Genomic DNA, 19,227 nt, shown 5'->3' with positions numbered 1-19,227 from the left:
CTTATTAAATCCCTGCGAAGGCAGGGATCTCATTTTTAGTTACATTTTTTCGATTTATGGATATACAGAGACCTGTCAGGTTTTTGAAACCTGACAGGTCTAAGATCAATTAATCATTCAACAGTTTAGAAATTTCATCTAATTTAGGTGTTAGAATAACTTCAATACGTCTGTTTTTGGCTTTACCTTCAGCGGTGTCGTTTGTTGCGATTGGTGCATATTCACCACGACCTGCGGCGGTCAAGTTCTCAGGATTGATGGCTGGGTTCTCTTTTAAAATTTGAACGATTGAGGTAGCACGTTTTGTTGATAGATCCCAGTTGCTATTCATTGGTCCAGTGCCATTATAAGGATCGTTATCCGTATGGCCTTCAATCAAAATGGCAATGTCTGGATTTTGAGCCAACACACTTCCCAATTGTTTTACGGCTTCTCTACCGTTGACGCCCACGGCCCAACTTCCCGATTGGAACAACAACTTATTTTCCATAGAAACGTACACTTTACCATCGCGTTGTTCAACGGTCAAACCTTTGCCTTCAAAATTGGTCAGGGCTTTGGAAATAGCATCTTTAAGTCTGTTCATGGCAGCATCTTTGGCAGCAATCATGCTTTCAAGTTCTGCAATCCGATGTGAACGGGCTTCCATGTCGTCCTTCAATTTTTGCAAACGCGTATTTTCATTGGCTAAAGCTTGTTCTTTCGCTTCTAATTGTGCTAATAACTCTCTATTCTTTTTAGCATTTTCGGCAATAGCAGAAGAGCTGTTTTTTTCTAAAGCTTGATACGATTCTTGCAGGTTTTTAAGATTGGTATTGGTGATATCATATTCCTTTTGAAGCTCATTCCGTTTAGCTGTGGTATCATCATAATCTCTTTGTAATTGCAATAATCTATTCTGAGACAGGATCAGATCTTTCTTCAGATCGGCGTTTTCATCAGAGATTTTTCGGTTCTCTTTTCTTAAAGAGGCGTATTTACTCTCTAAATCTGTATAGATTTTTTTTGACACACAAGACGTTGTCAATACAAGCGTTAATGCAATAAGGGACAATTTTTTAATCATGTTTATAGGTTTTTATTGTTAGGTTCATTTATTAGTCTGCAGTCTGCAGTCTTCGGTCTTCGGTCGTCGGTCATCAGTCTTCGGACTTCGGTCATCCGTCTTCAATCTTCAATCCTCAATTTCCAGCAATATCGGACAATGGTCACTATGCACAGCATCTGACAAGATAACGCTGCGTTTCAATTTTTCTTGTAAGGGAGCGTTCACTAATGCATAATCCAATCGCCAGCCCTTGTTTCTTGCTCTTGAGTTGGCTCTATAGCTCCACCAGGTATAATTATCAGGTTCTTTATTAAAATGTCTGAAGGAATCTATAAATCCGTTACTCATAAAATTTCCAATCCATTTGCGTTCCACAGGTAAAAATCCAGAAACATTGGAAAGTCCTTTCGGATTGTGGATATCTATTTCTTCATGACAAATGTTATAATCGCCTAAAATAATCAGATTTGGGATTCTTGTTTTCAGTTCATCGATATAAACCTGGAACATATCCATATAATCAAATTTATGTTGCAAACGAGCGTCATTGGTGCCTGATGGTAAATACAGACTCATAATGGAGACGTTGTCAAAGTCTACTCTTAGGTTACGTCCTTCAAAGTCCATGGATGCAATTCCTGTGCCGTATTCTACGTGGTTAGGTTTGGTTTTGCAGAGTATGGCCACGCCACTATAGCCTTTTTTTTGCGCACTGAACCAATAATGATATGGATATCCTGCTTCTTCAAAAACCGAGACGTCCAATTGTTCTTCCATGGCTTTGATTTCTTGTAGGCAAATGACGTCTGGATTGGCGCTTTTTAACCACTCGATGAATCCTTTATTGAGTGCTGCACGAATACCGTTGACGTTGTAGGAGATGATTTTCATATGTATTTCCCAGGAAAACGGGAATCTTTAAGTTAAAACTTGATTTCGCACAAACTTAAATAATACTGTACTTTTATACGATAATTTTAAAGGCATTTTAACGATAAAATAATATCTGTCTTTAGAAGTTAATGTATTAGATGAAAATTGCTGTTCTTGTTATCTCCTTTTTAACGTGTTGTTGTGTGTATGCGCAGGAACCAACGTCCAATTATAGGGTAAAGAAAATGGCGGTCAAAGATTCAATTAAAATTGATTCGGTGAGCATTAATTCCAGTCAATTCAGTCTTAAAACTAAAGAGAATGTCATCATTGACACTTCTTATTATAAAGTCGATTTTTCAAAAGCGCTTCTGACGTTTAAAAAACCTGTTGAAACAGACTCTGTAATCATTGATTATCTAAGGTATCCAAATTTTATCACTCGTAAATATTTTCAGCTTGACGATAAGATCATCGTTGAAAACACCAATAACATGCAGCAACTCTATAAGATGCAGCAATCGACCTTGACCAAAAATTTTACACCTTTTGATGGATTGACCACTTCAGGAAGTATTTCAAGAGGTGTGACCATTGGCAACAATCAAAACTCGGTATTGAACAGCGAGCTCGATCTTCAAATTTCTGGAAAGTTGAGTGATAAGGTGTCTTTGAGGGCGTCAATTCAAGATGCCAATATTCCGTTGCAGGAAAGTGGTTATTCCCAACGTCTGGACGAGTTTGATCAAGTTTTTATTGAATTGTTTAGTGATACCTGGCGGATCAGGGCAGGAGATATTGATTTACAAAACAAGGATTCGTATTTTGCCAGTTTCACCAAACGCGTTCAAGGCTTGAATGTGGATGTAGATTTGGACAACGACACTTCCAGAACTCATTTGTTTGCTGCCGGTGCATTGGTTAGAGGTCAATTTACGACCAGTCAATTTAGGGCGCAAGAAGGCAATCAAGGCCCTTACAAATTGAGGGGTCCAAATAACGAGTTGTATGTGTTGGTGGTTTCTGGCAGTGAAACGGTTTATGTGAACGGAACGCCTATAAAACGCGGTGAAAATCAAGATTACATCATCGACTACAACGCGGGTGAAATCATTTTCAACTCCACCTTCCCGATGACTTCTGAAATGCGCATTACCGTAGATTATCAGTTTAGTGAACGTAATTTCTCAAGGTTTACGGTATTTGGCGGGGGAAGTGTCGAAACCAAAAAATTTAAAATCGGTGCTTCCGTCTATTCAGAAGTCGATTCTAAAAATCAACCTTTACAACAAAACTTATCCCCGGAACAGGTCCAAATTTTGGCCAATGCCGGCGATGATCAATCCTTGATGGTCGCACCTTCTGGTGTGCCTGAGCCGTATAATGAAAACCGTATTTTATACAAAAAAATACTTTTAGATGGTGAAGAAGCTTATGTGTTTTCAACCAATCCTGAAGATGAATTGTACAGTGTCAAATTCCGTTTGGTTGGCGATAATCAGGGGGATTATGTCCTGATTAATAGCAATGCAGTTTCTAATATCTATGAGTACGTGTCGCCAGTTTCTGGTGTGCCTCAAGGAAATTATGCTGCGATCGTCCAATTGATTGCACCCACTAAATTGCAGGTGGCAGTGGTGAATGGAAGCTATAAACCTACCGAGAGAACGGATATTTATTTTGAAGCCGCTGGCAGTAAAAACGATTTAAATCTTTTTTCAAACTTGGATGATGACAATAACGACGGATTCGCCGGAAAACTTCGCGTCCGGCAAGAGGTCATAAAAAGCGATAGTCTTTGGAATTTGTCCGCCATTCTTGATGCGGATATCATTCAAAAGGATTTTAAATCCATCCAACGGTTGTATTATGCAGAGTTCAATCGGGATTGGAATTTGGAAATGCCACTCGGGAATCAAAATTTACTGACTGCAGGCCTTGATCTCTTTCATCCAAAAAACGGTATGGCCAGTTATAAATTTGAGCATCTTAATTATTCTGAAAATTTCAATGGCAATAGACATAGTGCATTTGCCAGTTTGAAGTTTGGAAGATGGCAAGTTTTTACCAATTCCAGTATTTTGAATAGTGAAAGTGATATCTCGGAATCGACGTTTTTAAGGACTTTTAATAGATTGACTTATAACTTCAAAAACCAATGGGTGGGAACGAAATTGGCTGCAGAAGATAATGAGCAACGCGAAATTTCAACCAACCAACTAACCACATTAAGCCAACGCTTTAAATCGACGGAAGTGTTTTACGGAATTGGCGACAGCACAAAAGTTTTTGCCGAAGTGGGGTATCGACATCGCGTCAATGATAGTTTACGTATGAATAGTGTAGAAAAGGTCAGCACTTCCAATACTTATTATATAAAATCGAAAATCATTCAGAATGCCTCGACAGATTTCGGTGTTTATATTAATTATCGCACATTAAAATCGGTGGATAAAGCCATTGAAAATGAAAATTCCTTAAATTCGAGAGTGACTTTCAATAAGCAACTGTTTTCTCAAATAGTGTTATGGAACACGGTTTTTGAGACCAATGCCGGAAGTCTGCCTCAACAGGATTTTACCTATGTCAAAGTGGAACCAGGTCAAGGTGCCTACACGTGGATTGACTATAATAACAATGGCATTCAAGAGCTCAACGAATTTGAAATTGCACAATTTCAGGATCAAGGTGAATTCATCAGGGTGCTGTTGCCCAATCAAGTATTTGTCAAAACGCATCAAAACAGATTGAGTCAAACTGTGACCATCAATCCGCAACAATGGGCAGTGAGTGAAAGTAGCAGCAAGAAATTTTGGTCGCATTTTTACAATCAGACCTCCTATTTAGTGGATCGGAAGTTAAAAAGACAAGACAGTGCCTTTGATCTCAACCCCTTTGCAGATAGCGACGAGAATCAATTAGCATTGAACAAGAGTGTTAGAAACATTTTGTTTTTTAATAGAGGGAAACAACAATACACCACATCCTACACATTTTTAACCAACGCCGCGAAAACTTTACTTTCCATCGGATTTCAAGAGAGTAAATTATATAGCCATCAACTTAATTTTAATCACAAGTTTGCCGAAAGTTGGCTGTTGAATTTAAAAACTAGTTTAGAAGAAAATCAAAGTTTGAGTGAAAATTTCGCAACTCGAAATTATAAAATAGACGAAACACGCCTGCAACCTAAATTGTCTTATTTGTTCAATGAGAATGCCCGCTTTGATATCTTTTACCAATACACTTCCAAAGACAATACCATCGGCAATATGGAAACTTTGCTTCAAAATAATTTCGGATTGTCATTCACCTATAATAAAGCTCAAAAAGTTGCCCTTACTGGTGAAATCAATTTTTATGACAACAGCTTTGAAGGCAATGCAAACACGCCAGTATCGTATCAAATGCTGGAAGGTTTACAGCCTGGTAAAAACTTCACCTGGACCTTATTGGCACAGCGGAAATTGACCGCATTTTTAGATTTAAACCTGAATTACTTCGGACGTAAAACAGAAACCTCTAAAACCATCCATACAGGAACAGTCCAATTGAAAGCTTATTTTTAAAAGGTGACTTATGTCACATAAGGTGTTAAGTTTTTTTCTTAGCTTTGCTCACATGTCAAAGTTAGTTGCCATATTCTATAGCGTCTTGATTCTTTTTCAAAGTCTGAATATCAGCTTTGAAGACCTGTCAAAATTTGGTGTGCTTATGGAGCATGCGTCTTATCACCAAGAAACCTATGGTGATTCTTTTTTTGATTTCCTTTCTGAACATTACGGTGAAGCTTCATTGCATCTTGGAGATGATCATTCTGAACATGAAGATTTACCCTTCAAACATATTGACCACAACTGTTGTCATATAAACACCTCTTTTACACTTCAAAATGTCGAGTTTTCAGACTCATACGAGGCTTTTGTTGAAATTCGTCTGAATTTCCATTATAAAGAATCGTTCTCATTATTTGAGAAACCATCTGTGTTTCAGCCACCTAAAACTGCATAATTCATTTTAGTTTAAGTTATTTTAAATAAACCATTTCGCAATGGTTTACAACGCTTTACGTATGAGTTATGTTAGAACATATTATAAGATTCAGTTTAAGGAATAAGCTTATTATTCTACTATTTATGGGCTTTGTGATCGGTTTTGGAATTTTTTCCTTAACCAGGATCCCCATTGGTGCCGTTCCGGATATAACCAATAATCAGGTCCAAGTAATCACAACATCGCGCAACCTGTCAACTCAGGATGTCGAGCAATTTATTACCTATCCTATTGAGTTGGAAATGGCCAATTTGCCTGGCGTTATTGAGATTCGTTCGACTTCAAAATTTGGACTTTCTGTGGTGACCATCGTTTTTGAGGATGATATGGGAACCTATTTACCGCGGCAACTCATTGCTGAAAAAATCAAATCGGCCTCAGAGAAAATTCCTGAAAGTTTTGGTGTGCCAGAAATGGGTCCTATTACCACAGGATTGGGTGAAATCTATCAATATATCCTTGATGTCAAACCTGGGTATGAAGACAAGTATAGCATTACTGAGTTGCGGACTATTCAAGATTGGATTGTAAAACGTCAGTTATCTGGGATTCCCGGTGTGGTGGAAGTCAATACTTGGGGCGGATTTTTAAAGCAATACGAGGTGGCCATCAATCCGCAACAATTGAATGCCATGAATATTTCCATCTCTGAAATTTATGAGGCACTCGAAAAAAATAACAGTATAGCCGGTGGTGGATACATTGAAAAAGCCAATCAGGCATTTTTTATCCGTGGTGAAGGTTTGGTGCAATCGCTTCAGGATATTGAAAATATCGTGGTCAGAAACGATGGTGTTCCTATATATGTAAAGGATATTGCTAAAGTTGGCTTTGGTAGCGCCACCCGTTTTGGAGCCATTACAGGAAATGGTGAAGGTGAGAAGGTGCTCGGACAAATTATGATGATTAAGGATGGTAACTCCAAAAAGATCATTAATGCGGTTAAAGAACGTGTAGCCTCTATTGAACAAACACTACCCGAAGGTGTTTATATCAATGCGTTTTTAGAACGCACCGAACTTATTGATAAGACGACTTTTACTGTGGCAGAAAACCTCATTTTGGGCTCGTTGATCGTTATTTTTGTAGTGGTCCTATTATTAGGAAATTGGCGTTCTGGTTTGGTAGTAGCCTCTGTGATTCCGCTGAGTTTGCTGTTTGCCATTTCAATGATGAATATTTTTGGTGTTGATGCCAATTTGATGAGTCTTGGAGCTATTGATTTCGGAATTATTATTGATGGTTCCGTCATTATTGTGGAATTCATCGCCTATCAGATTGTGACGAAAAGTGCCAAGATTCAATCACTTTCAAAGGTTGAGCAGCAATCTGAAATCGATCAGATTACCTTAAAGAGTGCTTCCAAAATGATGAATTCGGCCATTTTCGGGCAACTTATTATTCTAATTGTCTTTATTCCGATACTATCCTTGAGTGGAGTGGAAGGTAAGATGTTCAAGCCTATGGCGATGACCTTCAGCTTTGCCTTGATTGGTGCCATGATTTTTTGTCTCACTTACGTTCCGGTGGCATCCTCCATGTTTTTAAAAGCCGTTAAACCAAAGGATTCCAACATTTCAGTGCGTTTGATGCGATTTTTAAATAGGCAATACCGACCAGTAATCAATTGGGCATTATTAAATACGCGCTTGGTAATTGGGGTATCGGTAGTGTTATTAGTATTAAGCGGTTGGATTTTTAGCAGAATGGGCGGCGAATTTGTACCAACACTTGATGAAGGGGATTTTGTCATCCAACCTGTTTTAAAAACAGGAACATCGTTGAGCAAAACGATAGAGATCACCACCAGAATCGAACAGATACTATTGGATAATTTCCCTGAAGTGGAACAAGTGGTGACACGAATTGGTGCTGCAGAAGTTCCAACCGATCCGATGTCCATGGAAGAAAGTGATGTCATCATCAAACTCAAACCAAAGAAGGAATGGGTATCTGCCAGCTCAAAAAATGAATTGGCCGATAAGTTTGAAGAAGCGCTGCGGGTCATCCCAGGAATGGAAGTGGAGTTTACACAACCCATAGAAATGCGATTTAACGAATTGATTACAGGTGTTCGCGCCGATTTGGCCATCAAGATTTTTGGAGAAGATTTATCGGTTTTAGCCCAAAAAGCGGACGAAATAAAGAATTTGATTCAAGACGTAGAAGGTGCTTCTGATATTATTGTTGAAAAAGTAGAAGGTTTGCCTCAAATGAGCGTCAAATTCAACCGAAGTAAAATTGCCAGATATGGCGTGAATATAGCGGATTTGAACGATTTGATTTCTGCTGGTTTTGCCGGGCGAACCGTCGGCAGTGTTTTTGAAGGTGAAAAACGATTTGATTTGGTCCTAAGGCTTGAGGAATCACAAAGACAGAATATTGAAAGTCTTAAAAATTTATATGTGGATATTCCGAGTGGTGGAAAAATTCCGTTGAGTGAATTGGCGGAGATTACTTATACGACTGGACCAGCGCAAATATCTCGAGATGATACCAAACGGCGAATCGTAGTTGGGGTGAATGTCAGAAATCGGGATTTGCAATCGGTGGTGGACGAAGTTCAGGATCTTATCGAGAATAATCTGAAACTTTCAGCAGGATATAGTATAACCTATGGTGGGCAATTTGAGAACTTGCAAAGTGCTAAGGCGCGATTAATGGTGGCTGTCCCCGTAGCGTTGGTGCTGATTTTTATCCTGTTGTACTTCGCTTTCCATTCCGTTAAAGATGCGTTGTTAATTTATTCGGCCATTCCTTTATCAGCAGTAGGTGGCATCTTATTTTTATGGATGAGAGATTTACCATTCAGCATCTCCGCTGGTGTTGGATTTATTGCCCTATTTGGAATTGCCGTACTTAATGGAATTGTCTTGATAGAACATTTCAAAGAACTTAAAAGCCAGGGTGTTATGAATATAGAAGAACGTATCAAACGTGGCACACAGGAGCGCTTAAGACCTGTTTTGCTAACGGCTTCAGCGGCTGCCTTAGGGTTTTTGCCCATGGCCATTTCCACAAACGCTGGTGCTGAGGTGCAACGTCCGTTAGCCACAGTGGTTATTGGTGGATTGATTAGTGCTACAATTTTAACCTTGGTGGTATTGCCAGTATTATACGCTTGGGTAGAAAAGAAAAGAGAATTAAAAATGAATAAAACAGGAATTGTAACTATTGCGTTGCTCATGTTGACGTTTCATGTGAGTGCACAAGAACGGCCAATGAACGTTGAAGAGGTTATGAATTTGGCCATTGAAAATAATTCTGGATTAAAGGCGTCTTCGCTTCAAGTTGAGGAAGCCGTTGCTTTAATAGGAAGTGCTTTCAGTTTTGATAAAACCTCTGTTTATTACAAGTATGAAAATAATGCCAATGAAGTGGATCCTTTAAAGGTTTTTGGAGTTTCACAGGATTTTAAATTTCCCACAGCTTATATAGCGGATAGAAACGTGAACAGGGCGAAGGTCAGATTGCAGGAGTCTGCACATGCTATAGGACTTCAAGTTCTACAGAAAGAGGTGTATTCAGCCTATTACAATTTGACTTATGCCAAAAACAAGGCCAGATCCTATCATTTTTTAGATAGTTTGTACCAAAATTTCGCACAATCTGCCAAACGACGGTTTGAATTGGGGGAAACCAATTATTTGGAAATGATCACTGCGCAATCCAAACAAAAACAATTGGAAACGCTTTATAGACAAGCCCAGCAAGAAGTGATCATGTATCAGTCACTTCTAAAAAAAACTGTCCAGGTTGAAGATCTTGTCGTTACGGATGAGCCTTTAGGAAAGTTGTCAATGCATTCAGAATCTATAAATGAAAATGTGGGGATGCTCTATTTTGAACAGTCCAAATCCTTTTATGATGCGAGATTGCGGCAAGAAAATCAGAGTTTAATGCCTGATATAAGTTTGGAATATCTTCATGGTATTAATGACGGTTTGAGCAAGGATTTTGTGGGTTACCAATTAGGTCTGAAGATTCCTCTATTGTTCGGGGGGAATTCCTCTAAAATAAAGGCCTCAAAAATTGCTCAGGATATTGTAGAAGAAAGACAACAGGATTACCGATCAAAATGGCAGGCTGAAAAAGAAGCCTTATTTGCTAAGCTGCAGCAGTATGATGAGGCCGTTCTTTATTATGAAACACAGGGAAAGCACCTTTCAGAAGAAATTATCAAAACGGCAGAACGAACGCTTAAGGAAGGAGAAATTGATTTTTTCCAATACATTCAAAGTATTGAGACGTCTAAAGATATTGAAATGACTTATCTAGATAATCTTAATGCTTACAATCAAACTATTATTGCAATCAATTATTTAATTTTAGACTAATGAAACAGCTATATATCGTATTTATTTTCATGCTTTTGGTAGCTTGTGGAAATGATAAAAAAGAAGAACAAATCGAAAAAATTCAATTGAAATCAGACGAACTAGTCGTTTCGAAAGAACAGTTCGATGGTGAAAAAATGGCATTCGGAACTCTTTTAGAACACGACTTTAATTCCATTGTAAAGGTAAGTGGACTGATTGAAGTACCCACCCAAAACCAGTCGAGTGTCAGCACTTTTATGGGAGGTTACGTCACTAAAAGCCCATTGCTTATTGGGGATGAGGTTAAGAAAGGGCAGTTTTTACTCACGTTGGAAAGTACAGAATTTGTAGAAATCCAACAACGGTATTCAGAAATTGCACAACAGCTAAATTTCTTGAAATCTGAGTTTACACGGCAAAAAACCTTGTATGATGAAAAGATTAGTTCGGAAAAGAACTTTTTAAAGGCAGAAAGCGATTATAAGAGCAGTTTGGCACATTATAACGGTCTCAAAAAGAAACTTCAGATGCTCAACATAAATCCTACATCTGTAGAAAGCGGAACCATCACTTCCACAATTAATCTTTACGCGCCCATTGATGGATTCGTGACCAAGGTCAATGTTAGCAATGGTACTTATGTTTCGCCTGCGGATATTATTTTAGAAATAATTGATACAAAACACATCCATTTGGAGTTGTCAGTGTTTGAAAAAGATATTCTCAAAGTAAAGAAAGGCCAAGGCATTGATTTTAGAATTCCAGAAGCTTCAGATAGTATTTATAAGGCGGAAGTGCATTTGGTAGGAACAACAATTGATCCCACAAACAGAAGGGTGGTAGTCCATGGTCATATTGAAAACGACCATACCGCTTTTATTGTTGGGATGTTTGCAGAGGCTGATATTATCGTTGGTTCTTCAAATGGGATTGCATTGCCTAAAACTGCGGTAATTCAGGTTGAAAATGATTATTTTGCGTTGGTTTTGGATAAGGAAACTTCCAGCGACTATTATTTCACAAAGGTGAAATTAGATATAGGTTTACAAACTGAAGATGTTGTGGAAGTTTTAAACGCAGTATCTTTAAAGGATAAAAAAATAGTAGTGAATGGTACCTATATGTTGCTGAATGAAGCAGACGACGGCGGACATGCACATTAAAATTAAACTATGACAGATCATCATAAAGAAGACCATCATCACGATCATGATGGCATATTTGGCCCACGTACTGAATTGTATTTCTCATTATTATGTGGCCTTTTTCTATTAACGGGTTTTTTACTCAAAATTTTCGGATCTGATACCCAATCGGTGTGGGTATATCTTGTTCCATTTTTAATTGCCTACGGATTTGGTGGCTACTATATCACTATTGAAGCTTTTGGAAAAATAAAAAAAGGCGAATTTGAAATTGACTTCTTGATGATTGCAGCCGCTATTGGGGCTGCTTATATTGGAAGTTGGGCGGAAGGTGCGCTGTTGCTTTTTTTGTTCAGTTTGGGGCACGCTTTGGAAAACTATGCCATGGACAAAGCCAAAAAATCCATTGAGGCTTTAGGAGATTTAACGCCCAAAACCGCATTGATTAAAAGAGACGGGAAAATTGAAGAAGTTGGGGTTGAGGATTTGAAGATCAATGACGTTATTGTGATCAAACCAAATTCTAAAATTGCAGCAGATGGAGTGATCATCAAAGGAAGTAGTGCCATTGATCAGGCTCCCATTACTGGAGAAAGTATGCCGATTGATAAAATTGCCATTTCATCTACAGATAACCTTCCAAATTTTAATGATATTGATTCATCTCATGTGGTGTTTACAGGAACAATTAATGGCGATGGAAGTATTGAAGTTTTGGTTCTGAAATTGAGCAAAGATTCCACTGTAGCGCGATTGATCAAAATGGTCAGCGAGGTAGAAACGCAAAAATCGCCTACACAACGGATGACCAAAAAGTTTGAAGAACGCTACGTACCCATCGTTATTTTGGTAGTATTTGCGTTGTGTTTTGCCTATTTGGTGGTTGACGAGTCTTTTGATGACAGTTTGTATCGTGCGATAACTGTTTTGGTAGCAGCGAGTCCGTGTGCTTTGGCTATTTCTACACCAAGTGCGGTTTTAAGTGGGATTGCTAGAGCTGCTCAAAAAGGGGTGTTGATCAAAGGAGGAAAAGCTTTAGAAGATTTGGGTTCTATCCAAACCATTGCCTTTGATAAAACAGGAACCTTGACGGAAGGGAAACCCAAGCTTACCAATATGATTCCACATGACAATTACTCAGAAGAAGATTTGGCGCGGCTTGTTTTGGAAGTTGAAAGTTTGAGCAATCATCCGTTGGCCAGAGCTATTGCAAAAGATGTCCAAACTAAATATGGCATGCAACATGAAAATCTGGCATCAAACGTCAACGCCATCCAAGGCAAGGGGATTAGTGCCACCTATCAAGATAAAACTGTTTTTATAGGCAATGAAAAATTAATGACCGATGAAGGCATGACCATTGCCTCCGAATTACGTTCAAAAATGGAAGGTTTGTTGCGAGAGGGGCACACCGCAATGTTGGTCGCTCATAATGATATGGTTATTGGATTGGTGAGCGTAATGGATGTCCCAAGAAAAACAGCTGTCGAAACCTTAAAACGATTGAGAGCGATAGGTATTAAACGCATGATCATGCTTACGGGAGATCATCAAAATGTGGGAGATGCCATAGCGAAACAGATTGGACTGACCGAAGCAAGAGGCAATTTGCTGCCCGAAGACAAGGTAGAAGCGGTCAAGAAACTCATGGAACGCGATGGGAAAATCGCGATGGTTGGTGATGGCGTCAACGATGCACCAGCAATGGCCTTTAGCACGGTAAGTGTCGCCATGGGAGCTGCGGGAAGTGATGTTGCACTAGAAACTGCAGATGTGGCATTGATGTCAGATAAAATTGAAATGTTACCCTTTGCTATTGGTTTGAGTAGAGCATCCAAACGTATCATCACCCAAAATATTTGGATCAGTATGGGTGTGGTGGCCTTATTGGTGCCTGCAACTATATTTGGTTTAACCGGAATTGGATTGGCAGTTGTTTTTCATGAAGGTTCAACATTGGTGGTGGTGCTTAATGCGTTGCGGTTGCTGGCTTATAATGAGAAATAGAATTTTGTGCACTATAGGGTTTTGAAAAATGACAAAACAAAAATCCCAAATTCCAATGTTGCTTTATTGGAATTTGGGATTTGGTTTTTGGTATTTCAAATTTTACATTTTCATTAACCAGGATTTAATATCCACTTCTTTCTTGATGATCTTGCTTAGATCTTCAATCTTCACACGGGTCTGTTCCATGGTATCTCTATGTCTGATGGTTACTGTGTTGTCTTCTAAAGTGTCATGATCCACAGTAATACAAAACGGTGTGCCGTTCGCATCTTGTCTTCTGTAACGTCTTCCTACAGCATCTTTGTCATCATAAACGACGTTGAAATCCCATTTTAAATCCTCCTGAATTTGACGTGCAATTTCTGGTAGGCCATCTTTTTTCACTAATGGAAAAATAGCTGCTTTCACAGGTGCTAATACTGAAGGTAATTTTAAAACAGTTCTTGTAGTATTGTTGTCCAGTTCTTCTTCCACCAATGAATTGGAGAAAACGGCCAAAAACATACGGTCCAAACCAATCGAGGTTTCCAATACATAAGGCGTGTAGCTTTCCTTCGTTTCGTGGTCAAAGTACTGAAGTTTTTTACCTGAAAATTCTTCGTGCTGTTTTAAATCGAAATCCGTTCTTGAGTGGATGCCTTCCAGTTCTTTAAAACCAAATGGAAATTTGAATTCTATATCTGTAGCAGCATCGGCGTAATGTGCCATCTTCTCATGGTCGTGGAAACGGTAATTCTCCTCGCCCATCCCTAAAGATAAATGCCATTTCAAGCGTTCTTCTTTCCAATGTTCAAACCATTTTTGTTGCGTTCCTGGTTTGATGAAAAATTGCATTTCCATTTGTTCAAACTCACGCATTCTAAAAATGAATTGTCTTGCAACAATCTCATTTCTAAATGCTTTTCCTGTTTGGGCAATTCCAAACGGAATTTTCATACGTCCTGTTTTTTGAACGTTGAGGAAATTTACAAAAATACCTTGTGCCGTTTCCGGACGGAGATATAGGTCCATTGCACTTTCGGCTGAAGCTCCTAATTTGGTGCCAAACATTAAGTTAAACTGTTTAACTTCTGTCCAATTTCTACTACCGGTCAATGGATCAGCAATTTCTAATTCTTCAATAAGGGCTTTTACATCTGCCAAATCTTCATTTTCCAAAGATTTGCCCATTCTTGAGAGGATGGTTTTTATATTTTCATAATAGCCAACAACTCTAGGGTTGGTGGTTATAAATTCTTCTTTGTTAAAAGCATCTCCAAAACGTTTTTCAGCTTTGCTGACTTCTTTGTCAATTTTGCCTTCAATCTTGGCACAATGGTCTTCTATTAAAACATCCGCACGGTAGCGTTTTTTAGAATCCTTATTGTCAATTAAAGGATCATTAAAAGCATCTACGTGACCGGAAGCCTTCCAAGTGGTGGGATGCATAAAAATTGAGGAGTCAATCCCTACAATATTATCATGTATTTGTACCATGGCTGTCCACCAGTAGTTACGAATATTTTTCTTTAACTCAGCGCCATTTTGTGCATAGTCATAAACTGCACTTAGGCCATCATATATTTCACTGCTCTGAAATACGTATCCATATTCCTTAGCGTGAGATATCACTTTCTTAAATTGGTCGTCCTGATTTGTCATGCTGCAAAAATAGAAAACCGTTCTAACTAAAGGAACGGTTTGTATAAATAAATTTTATGGGCTTAATTTAATTCAATTTGGGTGCCTCCAAGTTTTCGTTCTTTATGGAAAACCGACACATAATAGGTGCCCTCGGTGAACGGCTTATCGTTTTCTTGAGCCGGTATCGTGGTGCAAATATGGATGACATCATTATCGTAGTTGATGCGTTGTTTGTGGCTATAAAAAAGTAAAAATTGCCCAAATTCAACGGCACCTTTTTTTCCAATGACATTGTTTAACGGATTCAAAACTTGAATGTAGATATCTTTCATCCCTTTTTCCGTCAGTGTGTTTTCGGCTAATGTAAAACATACGTCAATCCCTTTAGCTTGAGCGGCTTTAGTTGTTGAAGACGTATTAGCGCCCGATTTATAAGCTTTGGCTGTAAAGGAGTTTGCTGTTAATAACGCCGCTTTATCGATCTTGCTATTTAAGGATTTATTGATTTTTACTAGCGAAGTGTTGGATTGCTTTTGTTCGTTTAATTCGGCATAAGCCACTAACTTTTCATTTTCCAAACGTTCGTTTTGCAAGTTGATGGAATCTACTGTGTTGAAGAGAGCGCTGTTTTTAGATTTGATATCTGAAAGCTCCGATTTGAAACGTGTTAAAACCGAAAAGTCGCTTTCCGTCAGCCTTAATTGTTCTAACGCTGATTTGGTCGTTTTTTTGGCGCTATCAAGTTGTTCAGATATCAGATGGCTGGTGAGACTTAAGTCATCATACCTTAAAATCATTTGAGACAATTCACTTTCAACAAGCTTTTTCTCTTGATCCAAGAAGTGTTGATGTGCTTTACTGGATTCATAGGTATTAAAACTAAAAACGCCTAAAGCAGTCATGCCAACAATTAAAGTACCAATAATAATTCTGTAGTTAAAAAACTGAGGGTTAACTATCATAATTTACTATTAAGAAGGGATAGGGATTATTTAATTAATTCAAGCGAAAATATATATTAAGTTTGTATTAGCTGTTTTTAATCGATAAAATGATAAAAAATTTGTTAAACTTGTTTTTTCCGCAGGTTTGTCTGTCGTGCGACAACCAATTGGAAACGAATGAACTATATGTTTGTACGATTTGCAGACATGAATTGCCTTTGACAAATTTTGAAACCACAACTAATAATGAGCTGACCAAAATTCTATATGGACGTGTTATGTTGAGAAATGCTTCCTCGCTTTTATGGTTTTCGAAAAAAGGATTGGTGCAGCACTTACTTCATAATTTAAAATACAAGGGTCACGAAGAAATTGGTGAGTTTTTGGGGAAGTGGCTTGGTGAGGAACTAAGCAAACACAATGAATTCAGGACTGTTGATGTGGTTGTTCCTGTACCATTGCATTCCAAGCGTTTGAGACAACGGGGCTATAATCAAGTCCATAAATTTGGAAAAGAACTCGCCGATGCTTTGGAATGTGATTTCAATACGGACGTTTTGCAAAAGACGAAAGCTACAAAAACCCAAGTGTTCAAAGATCGGATCATGCGCTGGATTAATGATGATGCCTTGTTTATGGTGACTGACTTTGAGAGTTTAAAAGGGAAACACATTCTTTTGGTGGACGATATTGTTACCACAGGGGCAACAATTGAAACTTGTGCGCATGCGCTGTCTAAAATTGAGGGCGTCACAATAAGTGTGGCCACCATGGCAATTGCGGAATAATTTTTTCGTTTCAGTTAAATATATCGTTAATTTGCTGAAATTTGTGTGTGGTGATGTTTAAATCCTATTATAAACTCTTTCTTTTTTTTGGTATTCTTGCAATGCTTGTCAACTGTGCCAACAGAGGCATGCCAACAGGTGGTGAAAAAGATACTGAACCTCCAAAAATCAGATATTCTACACCAGATAATTTCACTACCAATTTCAAAGGAAACGAGATCAAAATTTATTTTGATGAGTATGTCAAAATAAAAAATGCCCAAAAACAGCTAATCATTTCCCCACCTATGATTCCGGCTCCAGACATTATGCCATTGGGCAGTGCAAGTAAATTCATCACCATTAAAATTAATGATACCTTACAGCCCGACACTACTTATGCCTTTAATTTTGGGCAAAGTATTGTAGATAACAATGAAGAAAATCCTTATTCTTATTATAAATATGTGTTTTCTACGGGCACTTATATTGATTCTCTTTCTTTAAAAGGTGCTATTGTTGATGCCGAAAAACGGGAGCCAGAAACCTTTGTTTCCGTTATGTTGTACGAGGTGGATTCGACTTACACCGATTCGACAGTTTATAAATCCAGACCAAAATATGTGACCAATACTTTAGATAGTGTCAGTACTTTTAGTATTGATAATATTAAGGCGGGAAAATACCGTTTGGTAGCATTAAAAGATGAAAACGGCAATTATACCTATCAGCAGAAATCTGATAAAATTGGATTTTATGATAAAGAAATCACGGTGCCTACCGATTCATTTTACGAAATAAAACTGTTTAAAGAGATTGCCGATTTCAAAATGGAACGTCCAACACAAATTGCCAAACAGAAAATACAATTTGGATATTATGGCGATAATAGAGATTTGACCATTGAAATGATGGGCGATAAGCCCGACGGTTTTGAACAACGTATCGTGAAAGATGCCCAAAAAGATACTCTATATTATTGGTATAAACCAAATGTTGAGTTAGACACCACGTTCTTTGTAGTCAAAAATAAAGGATATGTGGATACTCTAAAACATCGTTTTAGGGATTTAAAAGTCGATTCACTATCCATTAAATCCTCGACATCGGGGTCCATCGATTTTGATGCGGATTTTTCAATAGAAGCTAATATCCCTTTTGACAAACTAGATCTCGATAGGATTTCTATAATTGACAAAGATTCTTTAAACGTCGATTTCAAAACAGAATTTGACACCTTAAGGAATACCTACCGATTTAAGTTTGACAAAATCGAGGACAATTCGTATAAAATTCAATTCTTGCCAGAAGCGATAACTGATTTTTTTGGGAAGGTCAATGATACCTTGAGCTATACAGTTAAAACCAAGAAGTTTTCTGACCTTTCAGATGTTCGCGTTAATTTAATTAATGCAGAATATCCTTTGATCGTGCAATTAACAGATAAGAGCGGTAAGGTGAAATACGAACAGTTTGCAGACACACCACGAATGTTCGATTTTAGACACATCAATCCGGGGGCATACTATTTAAGGGTTATTTATGATACCAATGCGAATAGAAAATGGGACACCGGTAATTACCTCAAGAAGATCCAACCTGAGCGTATCAGTTACAGACCGGATATCGTCGATGCCAGAACCGGATGGGATACGGTTGAAGAATTTACTTTATTGAAAACTGATCCTGATCCGCCAAAAAATTAAATTTGGCCCTATTGTGTTCAATATGCTCTTTATTAAGGCTTACAATTTCTATAGCTTCTTCATCAAAAGGGATATTGTCTATCCGATTTCCTAATACATCATATACGGCAGAGTGTCCTGAATAGTCATGATTGTTATCGTCTTTACCAACTCGGTTGACACCCACACAATAGCTCATGTTTTCAATGGCACGTGCTTTCAATAGGGTGTCCCACGCTACCATGCGTACGGCAGGCCAATTGGCAACATAGATAAGCACGTCATAAGTTTCAGCATTTCTGGCCCACACAGGAAATCTAAGATCATAACAAATTAGCGGACAGATTTTCCATCCGTTATAATCAACAATAATCTTTTTGGTTCCGGGCTTATAGACTTTGTCCTCACCAGCAAAGGTAAAGGTGTGTCGTTTGTCGTAATGTTCTATCGTTCCATTTGGATGCACAAAAACCATACGATTATAGTAGTGGTCATTTTCTTTGATGACCATACTTCCGGTAATTGCCGATTGCTTATTGGCTGCCAACGTCTTTAACCATGAGATGGTTTCTCCTTGCATAGTTTCGGCAACATGAGAAGGATTCATGGTAAATCCGGAAGTAAACATTTCAGGCAAGACAATAATATCCACTGGGTCAACAAGAGTATCTATTTTTTTAGAAAGATTACCTCTGTTTTGTTTAGGATTTTCCCAAACCAACTCAGTTTGAATCAGGGCGATATTTAAGGTTTTAGACAT

At 38.2% G+C, this 19,227-nt stretch carries 12 protein-coding genes; 7 read left to right on the top strand and 5 right to left on the bottom strand.

All coding sequences use genetic code 11. The features are described from left to right. Positions 1 to 109: 109 nt before the first annotated feature. Positions 110 to 1,066, bottom strand: coding sequence for an OmpA family protein (locus tag ESZ48_RS00415; protein ID WP_129015340.1), 957 nt, complete (start codon positions 1,064 to 1,066; stop codon positions 110 to 112). 108 nt (positions 1,067 to 1,174) lie between these two features. After that, positions 1,175 to 1,939 (bottom strand): exodeoxyribonuclease III, encoded by a 765-nt coding sequence (locus ESZ48_RS00410; RefSeq protein ID WP_129015339.1) that lies wholly within the window; start codon positions 1,937 to 1,939, stop codon positions 1,175 to 1,177. 140 nt (positions 1,940 to 2,079) lie between these two features. Here ESZ48_RS00410 and ESZ48_RS00405 point away from each other — a divergent pair, with 140 nt between their 5' ends. The 5 genes from ESZ48_RS00405 to ESZ48_RS00385 all read left to right on the top strand — a co-directional run bounded on the left by ESZ48_RS00405 (position 2,080) and on the right by ESZ48_RS00385 (position 13,445). Next, positions 2,080 to 5,490: a hypothetical protein gene (locus ESZ48_RS00405; protein WP_129015338.1), complete on the top strand. Its 3,411-nt coding sequence runs from the start codon at positions 2,080 to 2,082 to the stop codon at positions 5,488 to 5,490. A 52-nt stretch (positions 5,491 to 5,542) separates the two neighbouring features. Beyond that, positions 5,543 to 5,932 carry a hypothetical protein gene (locus tag ESZ48_RS00400; protein ID WP_129015337.1) on the top strand — a complete coding sequence of 130 codons (390 nt, stop codon included), beginning with the start codon at positions 5,543 to 5,545 and terminating at the stop codon, positions 5,930 to 5,932. A 68-nt stretch (positions 5,933 to 6,000) separates the two neighbouring features. After that, complete coding sequence (locus ESZ48_RS00395) at positions 6,001 to 10,311, top strand: CusA/CzcA family heavy metal efflux RND transporter (RefSeq protein WP_129015336.1); 4,311 nt, start codon at positions 6,001 to 6,003, stop codon at positions 10,309 to 10,311. Next, on the top strand, positions 10,311 to 11,456 hold the full coding sequence (locus ESZ48_RS00390) for an efflux RND transporter periplasmic adaptor subunit (protein WP_129015335.1): 1,146 nt from the start codon (positions 10,311 to 10,313) through the stop codon (positions 11,454 to 11,456). The genes ESZ48_RS00395 and ESZ48_RS00390 overlap by 1 nt, the downstream gene beginning before the upstream one ends. A 9-nt stretch (positions 11,457 to 11,465) precedes the next feature. Then, complete coding sequence (locus ESZ48_RS00385; protein ID WP_129015334.1) at positions 11,466 to 13,445, top strand: heavy metal translocating P-type ATPase; 1,980 nt, start codon at positions 11,466 to 11,468, stop codon at positions 13,443 to 13,445. A gap of 102 nt (positions 13,446 to 13,547) precedes the next feature. On the opposite strand, the gene ESZ48_RS00380 is transcribed toward ESZ48_RS00385, so the two are convergent. Together ESZ48_RS00380 and ESZ48_RS00375 are read right to left on the bottom strand one after the other, a co-directional pair. After that, entirely contained in the window at positions 13,548 to 15,089 is a 1,542-nt protein-coding gene (locus ESZ48_RS00380) for a glycine--tRNA ligase (RefSeq protein WP_129015333.1), read from the bottom strand. Positions 15,090 to 15,151: 62 nt separating this feature from the next. Further along, positions 15,152 to 16,033 (bottom strand): hypothetical protein, encoded by an 882-nt coding sequence (locus ESZ48_RS00375; RefSeq protein ID WP_129015332.1) that lies wholly within the window; start codon positions 16,031 to 16,033, stop codon positions 15,152 to 15,154. Between the two features lie 89 nt (positions 16,034 to 16,122). Between ESZ48_RS00375 and ESZ48_RS00370 the strand changes: the two genes are divergently transcribed. Together ESZ48_RS00370 and ESZ48_RS00365 are read left to right on the top strand one after the other, a co-directional pair. Beyond that, positions 16,123 to 16,803 (top strand): ComF family protein, encoded by a 681-nt coding sequence (locus ESZ48_RS00370; protein ID WP_129015331.1) that lies wholly within the window; start codon positions 16,123 to 16,125, stop codon positions 16,801 to 16,803. A gap of 53 nt (positions 16,804 to 16,856) precedes the next feature. Beyond that, entirely contained in the window at positions 16,857 to 18,488 is a 1,632-nt protein-coding gene (locus ESZ48_RS00365) for an Ig-like domain-containing domain (protein WP_129015330.1), read from the top strand. Here the strand turns inward: ESZ48_RS00365 and ESZ48_RS00360 are convergent. Continuing rightward, positions 18,448 to 19,227: an amidohydrolase gene (locus tag ESZ48_RS00360; protein ID WP_129015329.1), complete on the bottom strand. Its 780-nt coding sequence runs from the start codon at positions 19,225 to 19,227 to the stop codon at positions 18,448 to 18,450. The two genes, ESZ48_RS00365 and ESZ48_RS00360, sit on opposite strands and share 41 nt — an antisense overlap.

Source organism: Gelidibacter gilvus, assembly GCF_004115975.1.
GTDB classification, from domain to species: Bacteria; Bacteroidota; Bacteroidia; order Flavobacteriales; family Flavobacteriaceae; genus Gelidibacter; species Gelidibacter gilvus.
This window is presented reverse-complemented; position numbering and strand designations above follow the sequence as displayed.